Raw genomic sequence first — 19,421 nt, 5'->3', positions numbered from 1 at the left:
ATGCGCATGCGTAAGGCGACTTCGGCCCTGATGGGTCTCTTGCTGGCCGGGGTCGCCGCGACCCCGGCCCACGCAGAGACCATTCGATCGCAGCAGTGGCATCTCGACGCCATGAAGGCGGACGACATCTGGAAGACCAGCACGGGCAAGGGCGTCACCGTTGCGGTGATCGACACCGGAGTCAACCAGATCCCGGAACTCGAAGGACAGGTCCTCCCCGGCAAAGCCTTCCCTGTCGGTGATGCCGAGGGAGGCCGGGATAACGACTACTTCGGCCACGGTACCGGCATGGCTGCAATGATCGCCGGAACCGGAAAGCACCCGAGTGGTGATGGCGCTTTCGGACTTGCGCCCGGCGCAAAGATCCTCCCGATCCGCGTGCCAGACATGCTGGAGGATGACACGACCCCGGCTTGGGTTGCAGCCATCCGCTACGCGGCAGACTCAGATGCCAAGATCATCAATATTTCTCAAGGTAGGTCCGGTAAGCCCGAGGCTGATCGAGAGCGGGCAGCCGCAGTGAAGTATGCGCTCTCGAAGGGCAAACTGATCTTCGCCGCTGCAGGTAACTCCGGGGACTCGACCAACGAGATCAACTACCCTGCTGCGACGCCCGGAGTGGTTGGCGTGGGCGCGGTGGACGTCAATGGTAATCCGACCAAGGAGTCGCAGCACGGCTCGCAGATCGACCTGTCGGCGCCGGGCATCGACATCGTTACTGCATGCAAGGGCAAGACGGGGCTGTGTAAGACCCACGGCACCAGTGACGCCTCCGCCCTCGCCTCCGCCTCCGCCGCCCTGCTCTGGTCCGCGCACCCCGACTGGACCAACAACCAAGTACTCCGCGTCCTCCTGAACACCGCCGGCAAGCCCACCGACGGCTCGCAGCGCAACGACTACGTCGGCTACGGCGTCGTCCGCCCCCGTATCGCGGTCCCCACCCCCGGCGACCCCGGCCCGGCCGACGTCTACCCGTTGCCCGACCTGGCGGCCGCCGCCGGCAAGCCCTCGGCCTCCCCAGACGGCAAGGCGCCCGACGCCGCGGCGTCCAAGCCCGCGCCCCAGGCGGGGGAGAAGAAGAGCGGCAGTTCCCTTCCTTGGATCGCCCTTGGTCTGGGAGCCTGCGTCCTGATCGGCGGAGCCGTGACCGTAGTCGTGGTGCGCCGCAACCGCTGACCTGACCTGATCTGTCCGACCTGACTCGGGAGTTCACGCGATGTCGTTCGACGAGGAATGGTCGGCGGCACGCGCCACGGCCGCCGCCAACGTTTCCATGCGGCTCAACCACGTCCCCGTGGAACCCGCCGGTGGCGGTGGCGGTGACCTCGATCTCAACCAGGACCACATCGGTGCCATCGGCTCCGAGGCGTTCAAGCTGCACTCCCGCCTCCAGAGCGACGGCAAGCACGCCGCCACCGCCACCGCCGAGGCCGCGGGCGCGCTCAGCAAGGAGGGCTTCGCGAGCGGGGCGGCGCTGCTGAAGGTCAACACCATGTGGGAGAGCCAGGTGAAGACCCTCGTGGCGGCCTGCGCGAACATCTCCAACGGGCTGAACTACTCGCTCAAGTCCCACGCGAAGGACGAGGCGCAGTTGCACGCTGACCTCACCGCCTCCGCGATCGACAAATACCTGAAGTAGGCGGCGCTCGGATGCTGACGTACGAGAACGTGATGAACGCGCCGTTGGACAAGGTCCAGACGGCGATCACGGACTGGAAGGCGATGGTCGACAAGCTCGACGAGCTCGCCGAGGCGGCCCGTAACGGCATGAAGGCGAAGGCCGACAAGGCCGAGTGGAGCGGCGTCACCGCCGGCGTGGGGCGGGGGTTCGTCGACAAGACGGCGAAGGAGTTCGAGGACGCCGCCAAGGAGGCCAAGGGCGTCCACCAGCTCCTCAGCGACGGCCACACCACCATCAAGACGGCTCGGGACGCCCTGAAGAAGGCCGCCGACGAGGAGGCCCCCGCCGCCGGGTTCCGGGTGGACGCGGCCGGCAAGGTCTCGGCCGTTCCGATGGACCCGAAGACCGAGTTCGCGGCCCGGCACGACCCGGACTATCCCGAGTTCTTGCGCAAGCAGGAAGAGAACCGCAAGGCCTGGCAGGCGAGGGTGGACCGGCTCGTCGAGGACTGCGCGGACGCCGACGACTCCCTGGCCCGCGCACTGCGCGCCAACGTGTCGGACGACCACAACTTCACCGCGCCGAAGTACACCACCCTGGACGGCGAACAGGCCGACCGGGCGGCCGAGCTGATGAAGAAGCTCAGCAAGGAGCCGGGCGGCGTCGCCCGCAACCCCGAAGCGCTGCGCGAGCTGGAGGACCTGCTCGACGACAACCGCAACGACGCCGACTTCTCGACGGACTTCTACCGCAAGCTCGGCCCCGAAGGCACGCTCGAGGCGTACGCGAAGCTGTCCATCGACGCGTCGACCCTGGGTGAGGCGGGCAAGGACCGCCTGGCGATGGTCGGCAACATCCAGAACGACATGGGCGCGATGCTGGGGCTCGCCACGCAGAAGAGCGCGCCGAACTACCTGGATGCGGCGTGGACGACCGACCTGATGAAGGCCGGCCGCAAGGAGATGCAGGTCACCGGCGATCTGACGAGCAAGATCTACGGTTACCAGGCGTTGGGCGCGCTGCTCCACGAGGGCAAGTACGACAAGGACTTCCTGACCTCGGTCGGCCGGGACATGGTGGCGTTCGACCGCGAGAACCCGAAAGCCTGGGAGCACGGGTCGCCGTACGACCCGAAAACGGTGCTCAGCCAGGGCAAGGACGGCAGCCGGGGCTTCTACCCGCTGACGGGCCTGATGGACGCGATGTCCCACAACCCGGACGCGGCGACGGCCTTCTTCAACGAGCCGGTCCGCCAGGACAGCAACGGCGACGGCATCGTCACCACGGCCGACAAGGTCGTGGACGGCCAGCACGGCAAGGCCCGCGGCATGGTCGACTACATGCTCGACAAGGAGTCGTGGGCCGACGCCTTCGACCGGACCCCCGACCACCCCTACGGCGAAGCGGGCCCGGCCCAGGAGGCGCTCGGCTCCGCCCTGGAGACGGCAGTCAGCGGCCGCGCGGCGGGCGACGAGGACGCGAAGCCGGTGCCGCACACCAAGGAGATGGCGGCCGTCATGGAACGGGTCGTCGAGAAGATCGGCGACAAGCCGGAACTGGTTGCGGCGGAGCCGGGCGAGAACGAGGGCCGGTTGAAGGGACTGTCCGGTCACTTCGGGCAGATGGCGGCCGAGTACATGCCGGACATGCAGGCGTCAGCCGAGAACGGCAGTCGGATGATCAAGGTCAACGGAGTCATGGCCGAGTTCCACAAGGCCGACATGGCTGCGTTCATCGGGGCTGTGGGCCAGGACCCCGACGCGTACGGGGCGATCACCAACTCCCAGCGGGCGTTCACGACGACACTCATCAACGACGTCGTCGCCCACCGGGCCGAGTACGAAGACCTGGACGCGGCGATCAAGAGCGCCGTGCACCCCGGCGGTCAGATCGCCGGCATCCTGTCCGAGGCCCGGGCCGAGGGCACGTTCGCCGAGAACGGCCACAAGGCGGAGGAGTACGTCAAGGGCGTCGAGGAAAACGCCAAGTGGATCAACCGAGGCATCAGTGCGGCGGGCGGCAAGTACCTGGAGATGGTGCCGCTGGCCGGAGACGTCGTGGAGTGGCTCCAGGAGGACATCACGGAGGGCGTGGTGGAGCGGGCGAAGAAGGACCAGGCGGAGAAGACCGGCGAGGCCGATCACAAAGCGGTGCTCGACTACACGAACGCGCAGATGGAGGCCGGGGAGTCCGCGGCGCAATCGGTGCGCAAGGCCGTGCAGGGAACGGGCATGAGCCAGAGGACCATCGACGCCCTTGCGGGTGTGGCTTCGACGGAGACGGCGAACGCGCACGCGGTCGGTCGCGGGCAGGTCGCCACGTCGAACGGCGGCTCCTGATGCGCACCGCTCGTATCCCTCTCGCCTGCGTCCTCACGCTGGCCGCGGCGGCGGTTTTCACCGGCTGCGCCGAGGAGAAGAAGGCTGCGGCCCCGCAGTTGCCGGAGCGGACCTGCTTCGGCATCTTCACCCGGTCCGACCTGGAGCCTCTGCTGGGCGCCGGTGAGACGGTGAAGGAGACCGCGCCGACCGATCTCCGGCTGACCGCGGAGCGCCGTGGGGCGACCTGCAACGTGGACGTGGACGGCAAGGGGCGGGTCCTGGTCAGCGCCACGCGCAAGCCCTTGGGACAGAGCATCGTCTGGCCGCCCATGGACCAGAACCAGCCCGCGCCGGATCCGCTGCCGCTCGGCGACAAGGGGATCGTCTGGAACACGGGCGCCCGCGTCGCGCTCACGTGCAAGGGGTCCCAGGACTCCTTCGCGCTGGAGCTGTCGATCAGTGGCTCCATCGACCAGATGAAGCCCGGCACATCACGCCCCCTGTTCACCACGCTCATGACGAAGTACCTGGACGCCGCCAAGCAGCAGACCGGCTGCGGCGTCTAGCCCCTGTACTGGCCTTGAGGATCACCTGATCGTGCGAGAGGTCCCGGCGGGATAGCCGTGATGGAAAGCGTAGACATGGCGAAGGCCGCTCAGGGGAGCGCCTGCCCCCGAGCGGCCCGCCGCGAAGCCGTGACCGGAATCGAACCGGCGTAACTCGCTTTGCAGGTTTGTCCATGCTGGTCGGCGGGCGAGTCGTTGCCGTTCAACCTCGTTCATCCCCGTACCCCCGTCCGGCGTGTGGACCGTTGTGAACGGCTCCGGACGGGGGTGAATGAGACGGAAACTGAGACGGAGTACCGTCAGGCTGACCTGTGTTTCCGCCCCGGTTGGGGTCAGGCGGGAGGGTCGTCCAGAGCTGCGATCACAGCTGCCGGATCGCCGTCGTACAGCACATGTGGTTCGTCTGCCGCTGGGGGAACGAACCTCGTGCGGTACCGCTGTAGGTCGCTTTCGGAGAAGTAGATCGAGTTGGGATCGCTGGCGTGGAACTCGTTGCGCTTACTGATCCTCGCCCACAGTTCGTCGTGGCTGGCGGCAAGGTAAACGAGTACGGGCCTTGCGCCCGCCTCCGCAGCGATCGCGCTCCACTTCGCCCGGTCATCCGGCGTCCAGAAACCGTGATCCACCACGACGTCGTGCCCGGCTTTGAGCTGCTTTCGTAGATCGGCGGCCACGTCTTCGAGGACGGGGCGCTCAAGGGTGGGGAAGACGCCCCGCGGGAAGTCCACCCCGTAGACACCGTGCCGGCGGAACATCTCTTCGTCCGGACACATCCGTACGAAGCCGCGAGCGGTGAGAGTGCGGGAGAGGGTTGTCTTGCCAGAGCCGGGAAGGCCGGCCATCAGGACGCAGACCGTCACGCGGTCACCTCTGATTCTGTTCGCCATGTCCGGCCCGGACCTCCGAGGTCCACGCCGTACTCAACGACGTTGCCCTCGCTGTCCACGAACTTGGCCGTCATCACGACTACCGGGTCCGTCGGCGGGTTGCCGGGGTCCAGCTCCAAGAGCTGTGCGTACTCCGGCGTCAGAGGGCGGGCTGAAGCGGTGTCGATACGGTGGCTGATCGGGTGGCCGGTTGCCTGGGCAATGAGCTCAAGCGACGTGCCCCCGGTCAGCCGCTCGCTCTCTGCGAGCTGGGGGATCAGCTTCCCGTACCGAGCCGGGATCCACGACGTGCTGTGAGCGACGATGCCGTGTCGATCCCGGTACACGCGGCTACGCCGAACCACGTCTGAGCCAGGCGGGATGTCCAGCGCCTGCGCCACATCCTCGGGCGCGGGCACCACGGCCGCCTGGTGCGAGTCGGACCGCTCGCCTGCCCCCCAGCTGGACCCGGTACGGCGTCCCCGATCCTGTCGCTGGGACCCCGACGACATGGGGGCCGGCTGGTCCAGCACTTCGGTCCCAATGCCGTGGATGCCACGGACAAGCCCCTCGTTGCGCAGCTTGCGCAGCGCTTTTTCCGCTGTCGCCGTGCTCACTTTCCACTCTTCCGACAGGTTCTTGATGCTCGGCAAGAGGGTCCCCGGCTGTAGCTGACCGGACGTGATCAGCTCCGAGTAGTGGGCGGCAATCCTCGCGTAAGGCGCCCGATTGTCGGCCTGGCCTGCCATGTTGTCCGCTCCTCGCGACGACTTCCCTGGGGTTCCCTAGCTTACCGCTTGACACCGCAGGGAACCCTAGGGATGTCCCCGCCGGGCGGTCCGCCGGACGGAGGGGGCGGGACCTCGATATGCCCTGAGTCATGGGTCGTTCGAGGTCAAGGGGCCCGGGACAGAGCGGGCCGAGGGCGCGCCGGACCCTGGTCACTCCGGAGGGCTTAGACCGAAAGGTCACGTCTCCATACGCCTACGCCAGGCATGGCGGCTCTACCTCATACGGGAGCCGTAGTCCTGAAGGAGACACGCACAACAACACACCCTCGGTGTCGCGCTGCGGCCCGTTGCCTCCTCCGCCTGTCCAGCCGGTTTCGGTTGTACGGGCGGGGTTGAGGGGAGCGGGGTCGGTTCGTCCGGCTGCTCCATCGCCTACTTCGAGGGAGTTCTCAATGTTCGGCAAGAAGTCCTCCTCGCAGTCCTCCTCCTCTGACCTGTCGTCGCCGTCGTCGGTGGCGAAGAGCCAGAAGGTCTACGACCGGATCACGTCCGGTAAGTGCAAGGACGCCCGTACGGAGCTGGACGCGGCCCACGGCCGTGGCGCCGGCAAGAAGGCCAGCTAGCTCTCGCTTCATCCCCGAACAAGGTGCAGCCCCCGGCGCTGGAACGCCGGGGGCTGCTGTTCGGGTCCCGTTCCTGTCTGAGAGGAGCACGGCCCAATGAAGTCCATCGCTGCACTTCAGAACCTCGTTACCGCGCTGCCCGTCGGTCTGGAGCCGACGGACGCGGAGCTGGATGCGATCGAGTGGGAGATGCCGCTGATCCTGGCGGAGGTCGACCTGCTCGACGCGCAGATCACCGTCCTGGACCGGACGCCGTCCGAGCTGGACAAGCGGCGGATCCGTCGGGCCCGCCGCAAGGTCCTCACCGCCCGCCTGACGCTGACCAACCAGGCCATCGCGGCTCACCTGCCCGGCGGTGCGGCATGAGCGAACGCACCCTGCAGGCCGCGCACACCGACCTGCTGACCGCGATCGTGGCCGCGCTCGACGTGCCCCTGCCGTCGCTCGTCGCCGCGGACGAGCGGCTCTACCACCGGCTGCTGGAGCGTCGGGTGAGCGACCTGCGGGTCGTGCTCGCGGTGATGCTGTCCGGCCGCCGTGACCCGTGGCCGGCGGCGAGTGCGATCCGCCAGCGGACCGCCGAGGAACCCGTCACCTACACGCCGTTCGAGTTCGCCTGGGACGGAGAGGACCGGTGAACCGCCAGGCCAAGACGCTGCTGGTACTGGCCCTGGTGGCCGTGGTCGGCATGGCGTTCCGGGTCTCCTGGAATGCACTGCGGGACGTGGCGCGGGCGATCGGCGCGGACAGCACTGCGGCGACGCTGTACCCGTTCGTGGTCGACGGGCTGATGGCTCTTGCCCTGGTTGCCGCTCTCGTGCTGACCGGCGAGGCCCGCAGGTTCGCCCTGCGGGTCCTCGCTTCGTACACGCTCGCTTCGCTGGCCCTGAACTACGTGCACGGACTGCTGCCCGATCTCCATGGCGAGTCGGTCGACTGGACTCGACTGGCCGACTGGAATCCGGCGCACTACACGCTCGTGCTGCTGGCGACGTCTCTTCCGGTCGGGTCGATCTATTTCGGATCCGATCTCGTTGCCAAGGTCCTTCATCACCACCCTCCGATCGAGTCGATTACTGATGAATCGACTCAGATCGTGGCAAACCGGTCCATGCCTGAGCAGGACGAAACCGGGGTGGAGCAACCGGATCCGGGGGCGGAGGTCGTCTCTTCCCCCAGGGCTCCGGTCGACGCGATCGAGGCCCGGCCGCAGCTCGCGGTGGCGGCTGAGTCGTCGCGCCCGCGTCGGGCGACTGGTCGAGTACCTCAGGCGGCCCGGTCGACCCGGACGGTGCGCACGGAAGTCGAGTTGCTCGCTGAGGCGCGGAGTCTGACGGAGTCGTGGCCGGTCGAAAAGCTGACCGGCGAGGGGATCCGCAAGGCCCTGCGCACGTCTCCGGCGAAGGCCCGTGTGGTGCGGGAAGTGCTGAGGGCGGAGCGCGAGCGTGACGCCGCGGCCGTGGTGGTGGCCGGATGAGCCTGAGGAAGTTCGCCGACTGCTTCGACCCGGCGGGAAAAGTCCACGGCCTGCCCACCTTCCCGTGGCGTCTGGCCCCCGAAGGTCTGGCCACCCGACGCCAGTTACGGGCCCTCGGGCTGCGGCCGGGTGGTCAGGACATCGCCGGTCAGCTACTGCGCCCGCGGTTTCGGCGCGGTCCGCTGACCGCGTTCCTGTACCGCGTCGACCGCGCGAAGCCGGTGCGGCCGATGACCCCGGCCAAGACTGCCGCGCTCGCCAAAGCGAACGCGGCCCGCCGCACCTGCCCCGAGTGCCGCAGCGACGCGGGATACGTCATCCCCGCCTCGCTCGGCATGTGCGTGCCCTGCGCCTACCCGACCCCTCCTGACGGGATACGCCCGTGAATCACCTGCCCGAACCCGTCCGCGTCGTCCAGCTCCCGGACGGCACCCACGTCTACGCCGACTCCACCACGCTGCCCGCTGCGTTCCAGGGGCCGCAGGTCGTGCACCAGCACATCCACCAGGCCCCGCCCGACCACACCCTGCAGCGGATCGCCCTCGGCTCCGGAGTGGGCGCCGGCGCGGTCGCGGCCGGGGTGTACTACGGCCCGCTGCTGGTCGCCGCGCTGACCGCGATGGCCGCGAACATCGCGATGCTCGCCTTCCTCGCCCTGGTCCTCGGCTGGGGTGTCCACACGGTCGTGAAGTCGATTGGCCGTCCCGAGGGTGCTGCGGCTGTGAAGAACGTGCGCAAGGCCCGCCGCCGTCGCGGCTGACGGTTGCCCGATCCACCCGCCCGGTGCGGGTGGTGAGGGGAGCTGGGACAGCCCCGGCCCGGATGAGGAGATTCCTGTGGCGTCGTACGTGACAACGTCAAAGCACTACTCCGGGTGGAAGTTCAAGTGTGACTGCGGAGCCCTCGGCCCCCTCCGCAACAGCCCCGACAAGGCCGAGCAGGACCGCAAGGTCCACATGACCCGCAAGCACCCCCGCTGGAACCTCTCCGGCCTTTCCCGCTGACGACAGGAGTCCGGCATGAGCTTCAACGTGGGCGATCGCGTGGTCGTGGTCGACGAAGGCAACAACCGGTGGACGAAGGGCAAGACGGGCTCCGTCGTGTTCGTCCAGACCGACGGCCTGCTTCTCGTGGAGGGCCTAAGCAGCGGATTCATGGACGCCCTGACCGGCTTGCCCGCCTACCGCCCCGAACAGCTGCGGCCCGCCTGACGGCTGCCCGATCCACCCGCCCGTGCGGGTGGTGAGGGGAGCCGGACAGCCCGGCCCTTGGAGGGAGCGTCATGGCGAAGGACCCGAAGTTCACCGCCCGCGAGATCGCCCAGATGGGCTGGTACACCGCCCGGATGGCCAAACGTGGAATCGCCAGTCAGACCGTCCACCTCGGCGACCTGCAGAAGAAGGTCGACCGGATCATCGACGGCGCCCGCGAACGCGAGCAGCAGCAGGCCGCCGATCAGGCCGCCGCCGACAAGGCCGCACGCAAGGCCCGCGCCCGGAACGTCAAGAAGTAGCTGTGCCCCGGGGCGGCCGCCCCTCTCGCCAAAGAATCGCGGCCGCCCCGGGCCCCACCCAACCCGTAGTGAGTCAGAGCAGGAGCTTCCCAGCATGACCGATAGCCCGACCCCGCACCTGCGCGCCGTCCCCGACGAGGACGTCGAGCCGGTGATACCGAAGATGGTCGAGAACCCGAACCTGCCCGATCCGAAGGTCCGCAGCGAGCGGCGTAAGCCGGTGCTGGCCGGGTGGCTGACCAACCGGCGGGACTTCACTGCCACCGCCCGCCACGCGGGTGCCAACCTCGGCTACGCCGCCCTGTTCCACGGGGTGCGCATCCCCGTCTACACCGCCCGCCTGGCGGCCCGCTCGCCGCGCGGCGCCTGTCGGTTCGTCTCCTCCACGAACCGGTGGGTGTGGGACCGCGAGGCGGCCCCGCTGCGGGCGTTCGCGGTCCGCAACGAGGACGTCGAGGAGTACATGCGCCTGTCCAGCCTGCGGGCGGGACGGGTGAAGCTGCGGGGGCTGGTCACCCTGGTCACGGCCGTGTTCGGCCTGTCCTTCGCCCTGTGGCTGTACGTGCTGGCTCCCGGCTTCCTGTACGCGTTCGCCGCCGGCGGCGTCCTGCTCCTCGGTCTGGGCGGGCAGCAGCCGGACGAGAAGGTCATCGGCCCCGCCGTCCTGAAGACGGAGCTTCAGAAGCTGACCGGGTCGATCGTGCTCCGCGGCCTGGACAGCATCGGCAATGCGAAGATCTCCGCCGCCATCAAGAAGGGCGGCGACATGAACGGGCTCCGCTTCACCTCGGAAATCGTCCGCGACGGGCCCGGCTACCGGGCCGACCTCGACCTGCCCTACGGCGTCACCCCCGAGGACATCATGGAGGCCCGCAAGCCCCTGGCCTCGGGTCTGCGGCGGAAGGTCGGCTGCGTGTGGCCCTCCCCGGACCCGTCCGAGCATGAGGGGCGGCTGGTGCTGTGGGTCGGGGACAAGCCGATGAACGAGACCACCAAACCCGCCTGGCCGCTCGCCAAGTCCGGCACGGTGGACCTGTTCAAGCCGGTCGTGTTCGGCAACGACCAGCGCATGCGCGACGTGTCCGTCACCCTCATGTTCGCCGCCGTCGTCGTCGGCTCCATCCCCCGCATGGGCAAGACCTTCCTCATGCGGCTCCTGCTCCTGATCGCCGCACTCGACCCGCGCGCCGAACTGCACGCGTTCGACTTCAAGGGCACCGGCGACTTCTCCGCCCTCGAACCGGTCTGCCACCGCTACCGCGCCGGCGAGGAGGACGAGGACATCGAGTACGTCGTGCAGTCCCTGCGGGAGCTGAAGGACGAACTGCGCCGCCGGGCGAAGGTCATCAAGTCCCTGCCCCGCACCCGCTGCCCGGAGTCGAAGGTGACCCCGTCGCTGGCCTCGGACAAGTCGCTCGGCCTGCACCCGATCGTCGTCGGGCTGGACGAGTGCCAGGTGGCGTTCGAGCACGAGAAGTACGGCCAGGAGATCGAGGACATCTGCACCGACATCACCAAGCGCGGCCCGGCCCTCGGCATGGTCGGCATGTTCGGCACTCAGCGGCCCGACGCGAAGTCCCTGCCCACCGGCATCTCCGCGAACGCAGTCCTCAGGTTCGCGCTCCAGGTGATGGGCCAGCCCGCCAACGACATGATCCTGGGCACCTCGATGTACAAGGCCGGATACCGGGCCACGATGTTCTCCCGCTCCGACCGCGGCATCTGCTGGATGGCCGGTGAGGGAGACGACCCCCGCATCGTCGCCTCCGCATTCGTGGACGCCGTGGCCGCCGAAGCTGTCGTGGCCCGGGCGCGTGCGGCCCGTGAGGAGTACGGCAACATCACCGGCCACGCCACCGGCGCCGGCCCCGAGAACAGCGTCGGCGCGGACATCCTCGGCGACGTGCTGAAGGTGGTCCCGGCCTCGGAGAAGTCGGTGTGGTGCGAGCGGATCGCCACCCGCCTCGCCGAACTTCGCCCCGACACCTACACCGGGTGGAAGGGCGAGAACGTCACCGCCGCACTCAAGCCGTGGGGGATCAAGACCGGGCAGGTCTGGGGCCAGACCGACGACGGCAAGGGCGCCAACCGGCGCGGCATCGACCGCGCCGACCTGACCGCCGCGATCACCCGCCGCGACGCCGACCGGGCCGCCTGAACACCCCCAGCACCCCCGCTAGACCTAGCAGCCACCACTGCTAGGTCTAGCACCCCCGCTAGCACCCCAGGACCGCTCTGACCTGCGATTTAGCGCCTAGCAGCACCCCCGCTCAGACCCCCGGAAACGCCCCGCCGACCGGAAGGAACCCCCGTGCTCACCGCTAGCTCCCTGGCCATCCTCGCCCTCGGCATCTACGCCACGCTGTGCGCGATCAGCCCGTTCGGCACATGCCGCAAGTGCGACGGACTCGGCGCCCGCATCACCACCGACCGCCACGGCCGACCGAAGGCCACCAGCGTCTGCCGCCGCTGCCACGGCCAGGGCAAGCGCCTCCGGCTCGGCCGCCGCCTGCTCAACCACAGCCGCGACATCCACCGCGTCGGCACCCGCTGAAAGGAAGTACCGGCATGGCCGTAACGGTCTCGCTCGTCGCGCTCTTCGGACTTGTCCTGTACTTCCTCCTGCGCAACGGCTCCCTCAGCTACGGCGGAGCCTTCACCGCCGCCGGGTTCGGCTTCTTCCTCGCCTCCACCGGCGCCGCCGGTCCCATCAACCAGATGGCCACCGCCCTCGTGCAGGCCATCCCCAATCTCTGACGCATGCAGAAGGGCGGCCCCCGTCTCGCCAAAGCCGGGGCCGTCCTGATCTCCCGATCGACTCAAGACCTGGAGGACTCCAGCATGACCCATCCCACCCCGATCCGGCGAGACGGCCGCCGCCGTCTCGCGGACCTCTACTGCTGCCAGGGCGGAGCCGGCATGGGCTACCACTACGCCGGGTTCGACGTGACCGGCGTCGACAAGGACGCCCAGACCCGCTACCCCCTCGGCTTCCACCAGGCCGACGCCGTCGCCTTCATCCGCAAGTTCGGAGACGGCTTCGACTTCATCCACGCCTCCCCGCCCTGCCAGCACGACACCGACTGCCAGCGCATCCAGGGCAACGACCACCCCGACCTGATCGCCCCCACCCGCGACGCGCTCAACGCGACCGGCCGCCCGTGGGTGATGGAGAACGTCCGCGGCGCCGCCCATAAGATGCACCAGCCGGTCATGCTCTGCGGGGCCATGTTCGGGCTCAAGACGTACCGGCACCGGTACTTCGAGACCGGCGGCGGCTTCACCCTGCCCCAGCTCCCGCACCCCGCCCACACGGCCCCGCAGGCGAAGATGGGCCGCCCCATCCCGCCTGGGCACTACGGGCAGTTCGTGGGGAACTTCTCCGGCGTCGACCTGGCCCGCAGGGTCATGGGCGTGCCGTGGATGAACCGCGACGGGATCCGCGAATGCATCCCCCCGGCCTACGCGGAGCACATCGGCCGCCAGGCCCTCACCCACCTCGCAGCAGCCGGGGCGGTGGCCGCGTGAGCGCCGCCACCGGGCACCTGCGAACCGCGCTGTGGCTCGCCGAACTCGGCATCCCGGCCCTGCCCCTGCGGGAGGGCAAGCTCCCCTTCGGGAACTGCCTGGGCTGCACCCGCTCGGCATGCGGGGACCGACCGCACATGCTTGCCGCCGGTACCTGCCAATGCCCCGCCCCCTGCCACGCCTGGGCCGCCGCCACCACCGACCCTGACGTCCTCGCCGGACCTGGTTGGGCAAGGGCCTGGCGCCAGGCCGGAGCGGTCGCCTACCACCCCGGCGGAGCCCGCCTCACCGTCGTGGACCTAGACCACGCCGACGCGGTCACATGGGCCCGCCAGACCCTGCCCGCCACCAAGACCGTGTCCACTACCCGGGGCGAGCACTGGATCTACCGGGGCGCCATGCAGTCCTCCAACAAGGTGCGGCCCGGCGTCGACATCAAATCCCTCATGTCCTACACCGTGTGGCGCGGCACGGGCGACGGACCGATCACCGCCCTGCCGGACGCCGTCCGGGCACTGGCCGTGGGGAAGAAGTCCGCTTCCCCCTCCGCCGCACAGGGGATCAGCGTCCCCGCGGGGGCCGGTGGCGGGGAATGCCGACACCGGAGCCCGGCCTATCTGGAACGCGGTATCGCCATGGCGGAGGAGTCCATCTCCGGGGCGCAGGAAGCGATCCACACGAGCGTGTACCGGGTCTTCCTCGCGGTCCTGGCCAAGCACGGCCGGTGCGGCTGCCTCACCGAAGCCCACGTGAAGCGGCTGTTCACCGCCGCGCAGGAGAAGGGCGAATCCCTGCGGCACTGCGAGGACGCCTGGTCCAACGCCCGCACGACGCTGGGGATGTAGCCATGCCCGAGGATGAGAAGATTCCGGCCCGAGAGATCATCACCGACTACGCGCAGGCCCACTTCCGGTACTTCCGCACCACCGAAGGCACCGTGTACGCGCAGAAGAACGCCCACCCCGTCGCCCGACCGATCCGCTCCCAGGGCACCACGGGCAGCCACCGCCAGGAACTCATGGTCGGCCTCTACAACGACGGATGCGGCGTATTCAACGGAACCGCCCTGAAGGAGGCGTTGGACTTGATCGAAGCACTCGCACTCAGCCAGGACGTACAGGCCACCCACATCCGCGTCGCCCCGGGGTTCGACGGTGCGACCTGGCTCGACCTCGGCCGCACCGACGGACAGTCCGTCCGCATCCACCCCACCGGCTGGGACATCCTCACCCCCGAGCCTGAAGAGGTGTGCTGGCGGCGCACCCAGCTCACCGGGGAACTCCCCCTCCCCGAGAAAGACACCGACGGCAAGGGCATCGACGCTCTGCTGCGGCTGTGCAACTTCGCGAACGCTGAGAGCGAGTGCATGGCTGTGGCGTGGCTGATCGGCTGCCTGGAGCCGTCCGTACCCGTCCCCGCGCCGTTCCTCACTGGCCCGCAGGGCGCCGGGAAGTCGACCGGCGGGCGGATGCTGGTGCGGATCATCGAAGGCATGACGGGTGACCTGCGGCGCGCCCCGAAGGACGAGGAGAACCTGATCACGGCCGTCGCCGCCGGATGGGTCACCGCCCTGGACAACCTCTCCCACCTGCCCCCGGACCTCTCCGACCTCATGTGCTGCATCGTCACCGGAGCCGAGAGCATCAAACGCGCCCTGTTCACCGACGGCGACGTCGTCCGCTCCCGCTACCGCCGCCCCCTCCTGCTCACCGGGATCGACGTCGGCGTGGTCCGCCCCGACCTCGCCGAACGTCTCCTGCCCCTGCGCCTGGAACGCCCCCGGGTGCGGCGGACGGAGGCCGAGCTGTGGGCGGAGTTCGCGCAGGTGCTGCCCGTCATCCTCGGCTCGCTTCTGGACCTCACCGTGAAGGTGCGGGCCACCGAAGCTGACATCCCCACCGATCTGCGCATGGCCGACTTCGCCCACCTCTGCGCCCAGCTCGACACCGCCACCGGCCTTGGAGCGCTGAACGCCTACCGGGCCAGCCTCGACGACCTCAACGACGACGTCATCGAAGGCGATCTCCTCGCCCAAACCGTCCTCAAGCACGCCGCCGGCCTCGACCCCGGCGAGGAGGTCCGGATGACCTCCAGCGAGTGGCTGCACGCCCTCACCCAGCTCTACACCGGCGAGGACTTCCGTGCCGTGCCCAAGGGCTGGCCCACCACCGGGAAGGTCCTCTCCGACCGCCTCAAGCGGCTTCAGCCGACCCTCGCCGCCCGCGGCGTCCTCATCGACTGGGGCCGCACCAGGACCGCCCGCTACATCGAGATGACCCGCCCCGCTGCCCCGGCGCCCGACCAGCCGGACCCGATGTTCTAACCGGCACCGCCACGCCCACTCGCCTGCAAGCAAGAAGAGCACCCGCGCCCGGGGGGGCGTGCTCCTCTTGCTCTTCCGGCGGCTTGCCGCCGCTGCAAGGGACGTGCCGCGCAGCGGCTCCCTCTTCACGCTCGAAGGCACAGCGCACGACAACAGACACCCCCCTTCTCTTTTTCCTAAGAGAAGACATGCTGCGTCACCCGCGTCACGGCAGGGCTCCAGATGCCCCGTGACCTGCGGCTACACCGGTGACGCAGACGGCTAACGGCTGTGTCATCACGCGTCACCCACGTCACCGCACCGCGTCACCCCGGTGACGGTAACGCAGACCGGTGACACAGCCACCACACCGCTACGTCATCAAAAACCGCTGGTCAGACCCGTAAATGACGCGGACGACGACGGTGACGCAGAAATCCCAGCCTCGGACACACACCCATACCCGGTACAGGCCCGGAGGGCTGCCTACATGAGCATCACTCACCTGGACGACGCCAGAACCGCCCAGAGCAACGAGCTGGCTCCGGTTCTCCTGACGGTCGAAGAGGCCGCACGCTGCCTCCGCGTCGGGCGGACCACCTGCTTCGCCCTCATCGGCAGCGGAGAGCTGGAGTCGCTGCTGGTCGGCGGGCTGAGGCGGGTTCCCGCCGATGCGCCGGCCGCGTACCTCGCCCGGCGCCGTGCTGAGCGGCTGGCCGTCTGACCCATCTTTCACCGGAGCGCTGTCCCACTACGGGCAGCGCTCCGGCCGTTTCCACCCTTCCCGAACTGAAGGAGCCCGCCTGTGGCGGAAGACAAGAAGCGCACTCGACAGCCCAACGGCCGCAGCTCCATCTACCAGGGCAGCGACGGCAAATGGCACGGCCGCGTGACCGTCGGCATCCGTGATGACGGCACGCCGGACCGACGCCACGTCGAACGCAAGACCCGCGCCGAGGTGACCGCTGCTGTCAGGGAGTTGGAGAAGCAGCGCGACGCGAAGACGGTGCGGAAGCCGGGAAAGGCGTGGACGGTCAGGACGTGGCTGACGCACTGGGTGGAGAACGTGGCGCCCTTAACGGTCAACGACAACACCATGGTCGGGTACCGCGTCGCCGTGCGAAAGCACCTGATCCCTGGCCTGGGGGCACACCGACTCGACAGACTCAAGCCCGAACACATCGAGACGTTCTACGCCAAGATGCAGGCCAACGGCAGCAAGTCGGCCACCGCGCATCAGGTGCACCGAACGTTCCGCACCGCCCTCAACGAAGCCGTACGGCGCGGGCATCTCGGTAAGAACCCGGTTCAGCTGGCCAAGGCACCGAAGACGGGGGACTACGAGGTGGAGCCCTACAGCGTGCAGGAAGTGCAGCGCTTGCTGAGCGCCGCCGAGAGGCACCGCAACTCGGCGCGGTGGGCGGTTGCTCTCGCCCTCGGGCTGCGCCAGGGGGAGGTGCTGGGATTGATCTGGGACGACGTCGACCTTGAGGGCGGGTTCCTCGTGGTCCGTCGTAGCCGCCATCGACCGCAGTACGCGCACGGGTGCGCGGAACCGTGCGGGCGTAAGGCGGCCGGCTACTGCGCGGAGCGGCGGCGCACGAACCCGGAGCTGTCGACCACGAAGTCCCGCGCGGGCCGCCGCGCCGTCGGTCTGCCCGACCAACTCGTCGACCTGCTTCGTGACCATCTGAAGGCGCAGGAGAAGGAGCGGGCGGCGGCCAAGCGGTGGCAGGAGAACCGGCTGGTGTTCCCCGACGAACACGGCCGCAGTCCGTCCCACCGCCGGGACTGGGCCGAGTGGAAGGCTCTGCTGGCGGAGGCGAACGTCCGGGACGGCCGCCTGCACGACGCCCGGCACACGGCCGCGACGGTGCTGCTGATCCTCGGGGTTCCCGAGCGCGCGGTCATGGGTCTCATGGGCTGGTCGACCACCGCTATGGCCGCTCGGTACCAGCACATGGTGGACGCGGTCCGGACGGATATCGCGCGGCAGGTGGACGGTCTGATCTGGAAGGCCGAGACGGGCCGATCCGATGACGACGACGGATCGGCCGGCGCCCTCGTACCGGCCAACTGAGACGGAAACTGAGACGGACAGCGAAATGGGCGGCACCCTGGGAAGGGTGCCGCCCTGTCGTTCTGCCTGGTCAGACCAGATCGAAGCCGTGACCGGAATCGAACCGGCGTAACTCGCTTTGCAGGCGAGTCCCTCAACCACTCGGGCACACGGCTGGGTGGTGGTGATGTGCACGACCGTACGGGCGGGGTCGGGGGCCGGGGAAGGGGTGCGCGGTGGGTGCAATGTGACTGCCATGCCGCGTTCACAGTCCTAGGTCCGACGGCCGAGGCGGGATCCGTCGAATTGACAGGGACCAAACCGGGATACGCCCCTTACGCTGGGGCGATGAGCGCCCTCGAACCCCGCGTGCCCGAGAAGACCGCACCCGTCCCCCCGACACCGCCGCGCGCGGGGATCCTCGGGCCCGCGTACCGGACGCTCAGCATCGGGATCATCTCCGTCATCTTCCTGATCGCCTTCGAGGCCACCGCCGTGGGCACGGCCATGCCCGTCGCCGCGCGGGAGCTGGAGGGGATCGGGCTCTACGCCTTCGCCTTCTCCGCCTACTTCACGACCAGCCTCTTCGGCATGGTCCTGTCCGGGCAGTGGGCCGACCGGCAGGGGCCGTTGCGGCCGCTGACCGTCGGGATCGCCTCGTTCGCCACGGGGCTCGTGGTCGCCGGGACCGCCGGAGCCATGTGGGTGTTCGTCCTCGGCCGGGCGGTACAGGGCTTCGGCGGCGGGCTGGTCATCGTCGCCCTGTACGTGGTGGTGAGCAGGGCGTACGAGGAACGGCTGCGGCCCGCGATCATGGCGGCCTTCGCCGCCAGCTGGGTGGTCCCCTCCATCGTCGGCCCGCTCGCCGCCGGGACGGTCACCGAGCACCTCGGGTGGCGGTGGGTCTTCCTCGGGATACCCGCCCTCGTCGTCGTACCGCTCGTCATCGCGCTGCCGGCGATACGCCGGACCGCGTCCGGGCCGGTGGACACAGGGGCCGGACCGGTGGCGTTCGACCGGCGCCGCATCCGGCTGGCGTTCGGTATCTCCGTAGGCGCCGGGCTGCTCCAGTACGCCGCCCAGGACCTGCGGTGGCTGTCGCTGCTCCCGGGCGCCGCGGGCGTGGCCCTGCTGGTGCCCGCCGTACTGGGGCTGCTGCCGCGCGGCACCTACCTGGCCCGGCGCGGACTGCCGTCCGTGGTGCTGCTGCGCGGTCTGGCGGCGGGGGCGTTCATCGGAGCGGAGAGCTTCGTACCGCTGATGCTGGTCACCCAGCGCGGGCTGAGCCCGACGCTGGCCGGTTTCTCGCTCGCGCTGGGCGGGCTGACCTGGGCGGCGGGGTCCTGGGTGCAGTCGAAGGGGCGGATGGCGCCGTACCGGGAGCGGCTGATGGTGGGCGGGATGGTGATGGTGGCCGCCGCCATCGCGGCCGCTCCGGCCGTGCTGATCGATTCGGTGCCGGTGTGGACGCTGGCGCTGGCCTGGGCGGTGGGCTGCCTCGGCATGGGACTGGTGATCGGCTCCACGAGCGTGCTGCTGCTGAAGCTGTCGGCGCCGGAGGAGGCGGGGGCGAACTCCGCCGCCCTGCAGATCTCGGACGCGCTGGCCAATGTGGTGCTGCTGGCCGGTGGTGGGGCGGCGTTCGCCGCGCTCGGCGGGGGCGCGGTGGGCGCCGCGCACGCCGTGACCGCCGCCGAGGGGGCGGGCGCCTCGCACCCCGCCGCATTCGCCGTCGTGTTCCTGCCGATGGCCTGCGTGGCGCTGGCGGGGGCCTGGGTGGCGACGCGGCTGGAGCCCTCGCGCTGAGCGATACC

The 19,421-nt window shown here is 69.4% G+C and carries 24 protein-coding genes and 1 tRNA gene; 22 read left to right on the top strand and 3 right to left on the bottom strand.

Annotated features, from left to right (window positions below):
• The 4 genes from mycP to AB0D48_RS08425 are packed head-to-tail and all read left to right on the top strand — an operon-like array spanning window position 1 to window position 4,508.
• Entirely contained in the window at window positions 1–1,176 is a 1,176-nt protein-coding gene (gene mycP / locus AB0D48_RS08440; protein ID WP_362392153.1) for a type VII secretion-associated serine protease mycosin, read from the top strand.
• Between the two features lie 40 nt (window positions 1,177–1,216).
• A complete protein-coding gene (locus tag AB0D48_RS08435) occupies window positions 1,217–1,639 on the top strand; it encodes a hypothetical protein (RefSeq protein WP_362392151.1) in 423 nt (140 codons plus the stop codon).
• A gap of 11 nt (window positions 1,640–1,650) precedes the next feature.
• A complete protein-coding gene (locus AB0D48_RS08430; RefSeq protein ID WP_362392149.1) occupies window positions 1,651–3,960 on the top strand; it encodes a hypothetical protein in 2,310 nt (769 codons plus the stop codon).
• Window positions 3,960–4,508, top strand: a complete 549-nt coding sequence (locus AB0D48_RS08425; protein ID WP_362392147.1) for a hypothetical protein — start codon at window positions 3,960–3,962, stop codon at window positions 4,506–4,508. The genes AB0D48_RS08430 and AB0D48_RS08425 overlap by 1 nt, the downstream gene beginning before the upstream one ends.
• A gap of 332 nt (window positions 4,509–4,840) precedes the next feature.
• Here the strand turns inward: AB0D48_RS08425 and AB0D48_RS08420 are convergent, their stop codons facing one another.
• A complete protein-coding gene (locus tag AB0D48_RS08420; protein WP_362392145.1) occupies window positions 4,841–5,395 on the bottom strand; it encodes an ATP-binding protein in 555 nt (184 codons plus the stop codon).
• Window positions 5,365–6,123, bottom strand: a complete 759-nt coding sequence (locus tag AB0D48_RS08415) for a GntR family transcriptional regulator (protein WP_362392142.1) — start codon at window positions 6,121–6,123, stop codon at window positions 5,365–5,367. The genes AB0D48_RS08420 and AB0D48_RS08415 overlap by 31 nt, the downstream gene beginning before the upstream one ends.
• A gap of 434 nt (window positions 6,124–6,557) precedes the next feature.
• On the opposite strand from AB0D48_RS08415, the gene AB0D48_RS08410 reads away from it, so the two are divergent.
• The 17 genes from AB0D48_RS08410 to AB0D48_RS08330 all read left to right on the top strand — a co-directional run bounded on the left by AB0D48_RS08410 (window position 6,558) and on the right by AB0D48_RS08330 (window position 17,628).
• A complete protein-coding gene (locus AB0D48_RS08410; RefSeq protein ID WP_362392140.1) occupies window positions 6,558–6,728 on the top strand; it encodes a hypothetical protein in 171 nt (56 codons plus the stop codon).
• 96 nt (window positions 6,729–6,824) lie between these two features.
• Entirely contained in the window at window positions 6,825–7,094 is a 270-nt protein-coding gene (locus tag AB0D48_RS08405) for a DUF6284 family protein (RefSeq protein ID WP_362392138.1), read from the top strand.
• Window positions 7,091–7,366 (top strand): hypothetical protein, encoded by a 276-nt coding sequence (locus AB0D48_RS08400; RefSeq protein WP_362392136.1) that lies wholly within the window; start codon window positions 7,091–7,093, stop codon window positions 7,364–7,366. The genes AB0D48_RS08405 and AB0D48_RS08400 overlap by 4 nt, the downstream gene beginning before the upstream one ends.
• Window positions 7,363–8,205: a DUF2637 domain-containing protein gene (locus AB0D48_RS08395; protein ID WP_362392134.1), complete on the top strand. Its 843-nt coding sequence runs from the start codon at window positions 7,363–7,365 to the stop codon at window positions 8,203–8,205. The genes AB0D48_RS08400 and AB0D48_RS08395 overlap by 4 nt, the downstream gene beginning before the upstream one ends.
• Window positions 8,202–8,591 carry an RRQRL motif-containing zinc-binding protein gene (locus tag AB0D48_RS08390; protein ID WP_362392132.1) on the top strand — a complete coding sequence of 130 codons (390 nt, stop codon included), beginning with the start codon at window positions 8,202–8,204 and terminating at the stop codon, window positions 8,589–8,591. The genes AB0D48_RS08395 and AB0D48_RS08390 overlap by 4 nt, the downstream gene beginning before the upstream one ends.
• The gene (locus AB0D48_RS08385) at window positions 8,588–8,965 is read left to right on the top strand and encodes a DUF6251 family protein (RefSeq protein ID WP_362392130.1); all 378 of its coding nucleotides are present in this window, start codon (window positions 8,588–8,590) and stop codon (window positions 8,963–8,965) included. The genes AB0D48_RS08390 and AB0D48_RS08385 overlap by 4 nt, the downstream gene beginning before the upstream one ends.
• 88 nt (window positions 8,966–9,053) lie before the next feature.
• A complete protein-coding gene (locus AB0D48_RS08380) occupies window positions 9,054–9,209 on the top strand; it encodes a hypothetical protein (RefSeq protein WP_362392128.1) in 156 nt (51 codons plus the stop codon).
• A 15-nt stretch (window positions 9,210–9,224) separates the two neighbouring features.
• Window positions 9,225–9,416 carry a hypothetical protein gene (locus AB0D48_RS08375; protein ID WP_362392126.1) on the top strand — a complete coding sequence of 64 codons (192 nt, stop codon included), beginning with the start codon at window positions 9,225–9,227 and terminating at the stop codon, window positions 9,414–9,416.
• Between the two features lie 71 nt (window positions 9,417–9,487).
• Window positions 9,488–9,718 carry a DUF6257 family protein gene (locus tag AB0D48_RS08370; RefSeq protein WP_362392124.1) on the top strand — a complete coding sequence of 77 codons (231 nt, stop codon included), beginning with the start codon at window positions 9,488–9,490 and terminating at the stop codon, window positions 9,716–9,718.
• 94 nt (window positions 9,719–9,812) lie between these two features.
• Window positions 9,813–11,876, top strand: coding sequence for a cell division protein FtsK (locus AB0D48_RS08365; protein ID WP_362392122.1), 2,064 nt, complete (start codon window positions 9,813–9,815; stop codon window positions 11,874–11,876).
• A 153-nt stretch (window positions 11,877–12,029) separates the two neighbouring features.
• Window positions 12,030–12,272 carry a hypothetical protein gene (locus tag AB0D48_RS08360; protein ID WP_362392120.1) on the top strand — a complete coding sequence of 81 codons (243 nt, stop codon included), beginning with the start codon at window positions 12,030–12,032 and terminating at the stop codon, window positions 12,270–12,272.
• A gap of 14 nt (window positions 12,273–12,286) precedes the next feature.
• Entirely contained in the window at window positions 12,287–12,475 is a 189-nt protein-coding gene (locus tag AB0D48_RS08355; protein WP_362392118.1) for a hypothetical protein, read from the top strand.
• Window positions 12,476–12,559: 84 nt separating this feature from the next.
• Entirely contained in the window at window positions 12,560–13,246 is a 687-nt protein-coding gene (locus tag AB0D48_RS08350) for an SAM-dependent methyltransferase (RefSeq protein ID WP_362392116.1), read from the top strand.
• A complete protein-coding gene (locus tag AB0D48_RS08345) occupies window positions 13,243–14,091 on the top strand; it encodes a bifunctional DNA primase/polymerase (protein WP_362392114.1) in 849 nt (282 codons plus the stop codon). Before AB0D48_RS08350 ends, AB0D48_RS08345 begins: the two co-directional genes overlap by 4 nt.
• A 2-nt stretch (window positions 14,092–14,093) precedes the next feature.
• On the top strand, window positions 14,094–15,569 hold the full coding sequence (locus AB0D48_RS08340; protein ID WP_362392112.1) for an ATP-binding protein: 1,476 nt from the start codon (window positions 14,094–14,096) through the stop codon (window positions 15,567–15,569).
• Window positions 15,570–16,038: 469 nt separating this feature from the next.
• Complete coding sequence (locus tag AB0D48_RS08335; protein WP_362392110.1) at window positions 16,039–16,272, top strand: excisionase family DNA-binding protein; 234 nt, start codon at window positions 16,039–16,041, stop codon at window positions 16,270–16,272.
• 81 nt (window positions 16,273–16,353) lie between these two features.
• The gene (locus AB0D48_RS08330; RefSeq protein ID WP_362392108.1) at window positions 16,354–17,628 is read left to right on the top strand and encodes a site-specific integrase; all 1,275 of its coding nucleotides are present in this window, start codon (window positions 16,354–16,356) and stop codon (window positions 17,626–17,628) included.
• Between the two features lie 83 nt (window positions 17,629–17,711).
• On the opposite strand, the gene AB0D48_RS08325 is transcribed toward AB0D48_RS08330, so the two are convergent.
• Window positions 17,712–17,783 (bottom strand) — tRNA-Cys (locus tag AB0D48_RS08325).
• A 172-nt stretch (window positions 17,784–17,955) separates the two neighbouring features.
• Here AB0D48_RS08325 and AB0D48_RS08320 point away from each other — a divergent pair.
• Window positions 17,956–19,413, top strand: coding sequence for an MFS transporter (locus AB0D48_RS08320; RefSeq protein WP_362392106.1), 1,458 nt, complete (start codon window positions 17,956–17,958; stop codon window positions 19,411–19,413).
• Window positions 19,414–19,421 lie beyond the last annotated feature (8 nt).

Source organism: Streptomyces sp. NPDC048269 (assembly GCF_040652395.1).
Taxonomy (GTDB): domain Bacteria; phylum Actinomycetota; class Actinomycetes; order Streptomycetales; family Streptomycetaceae; genus Streptomyces.
This window is presented reverse-complemented; position numbering and strand designations above follow the sequence as displayed.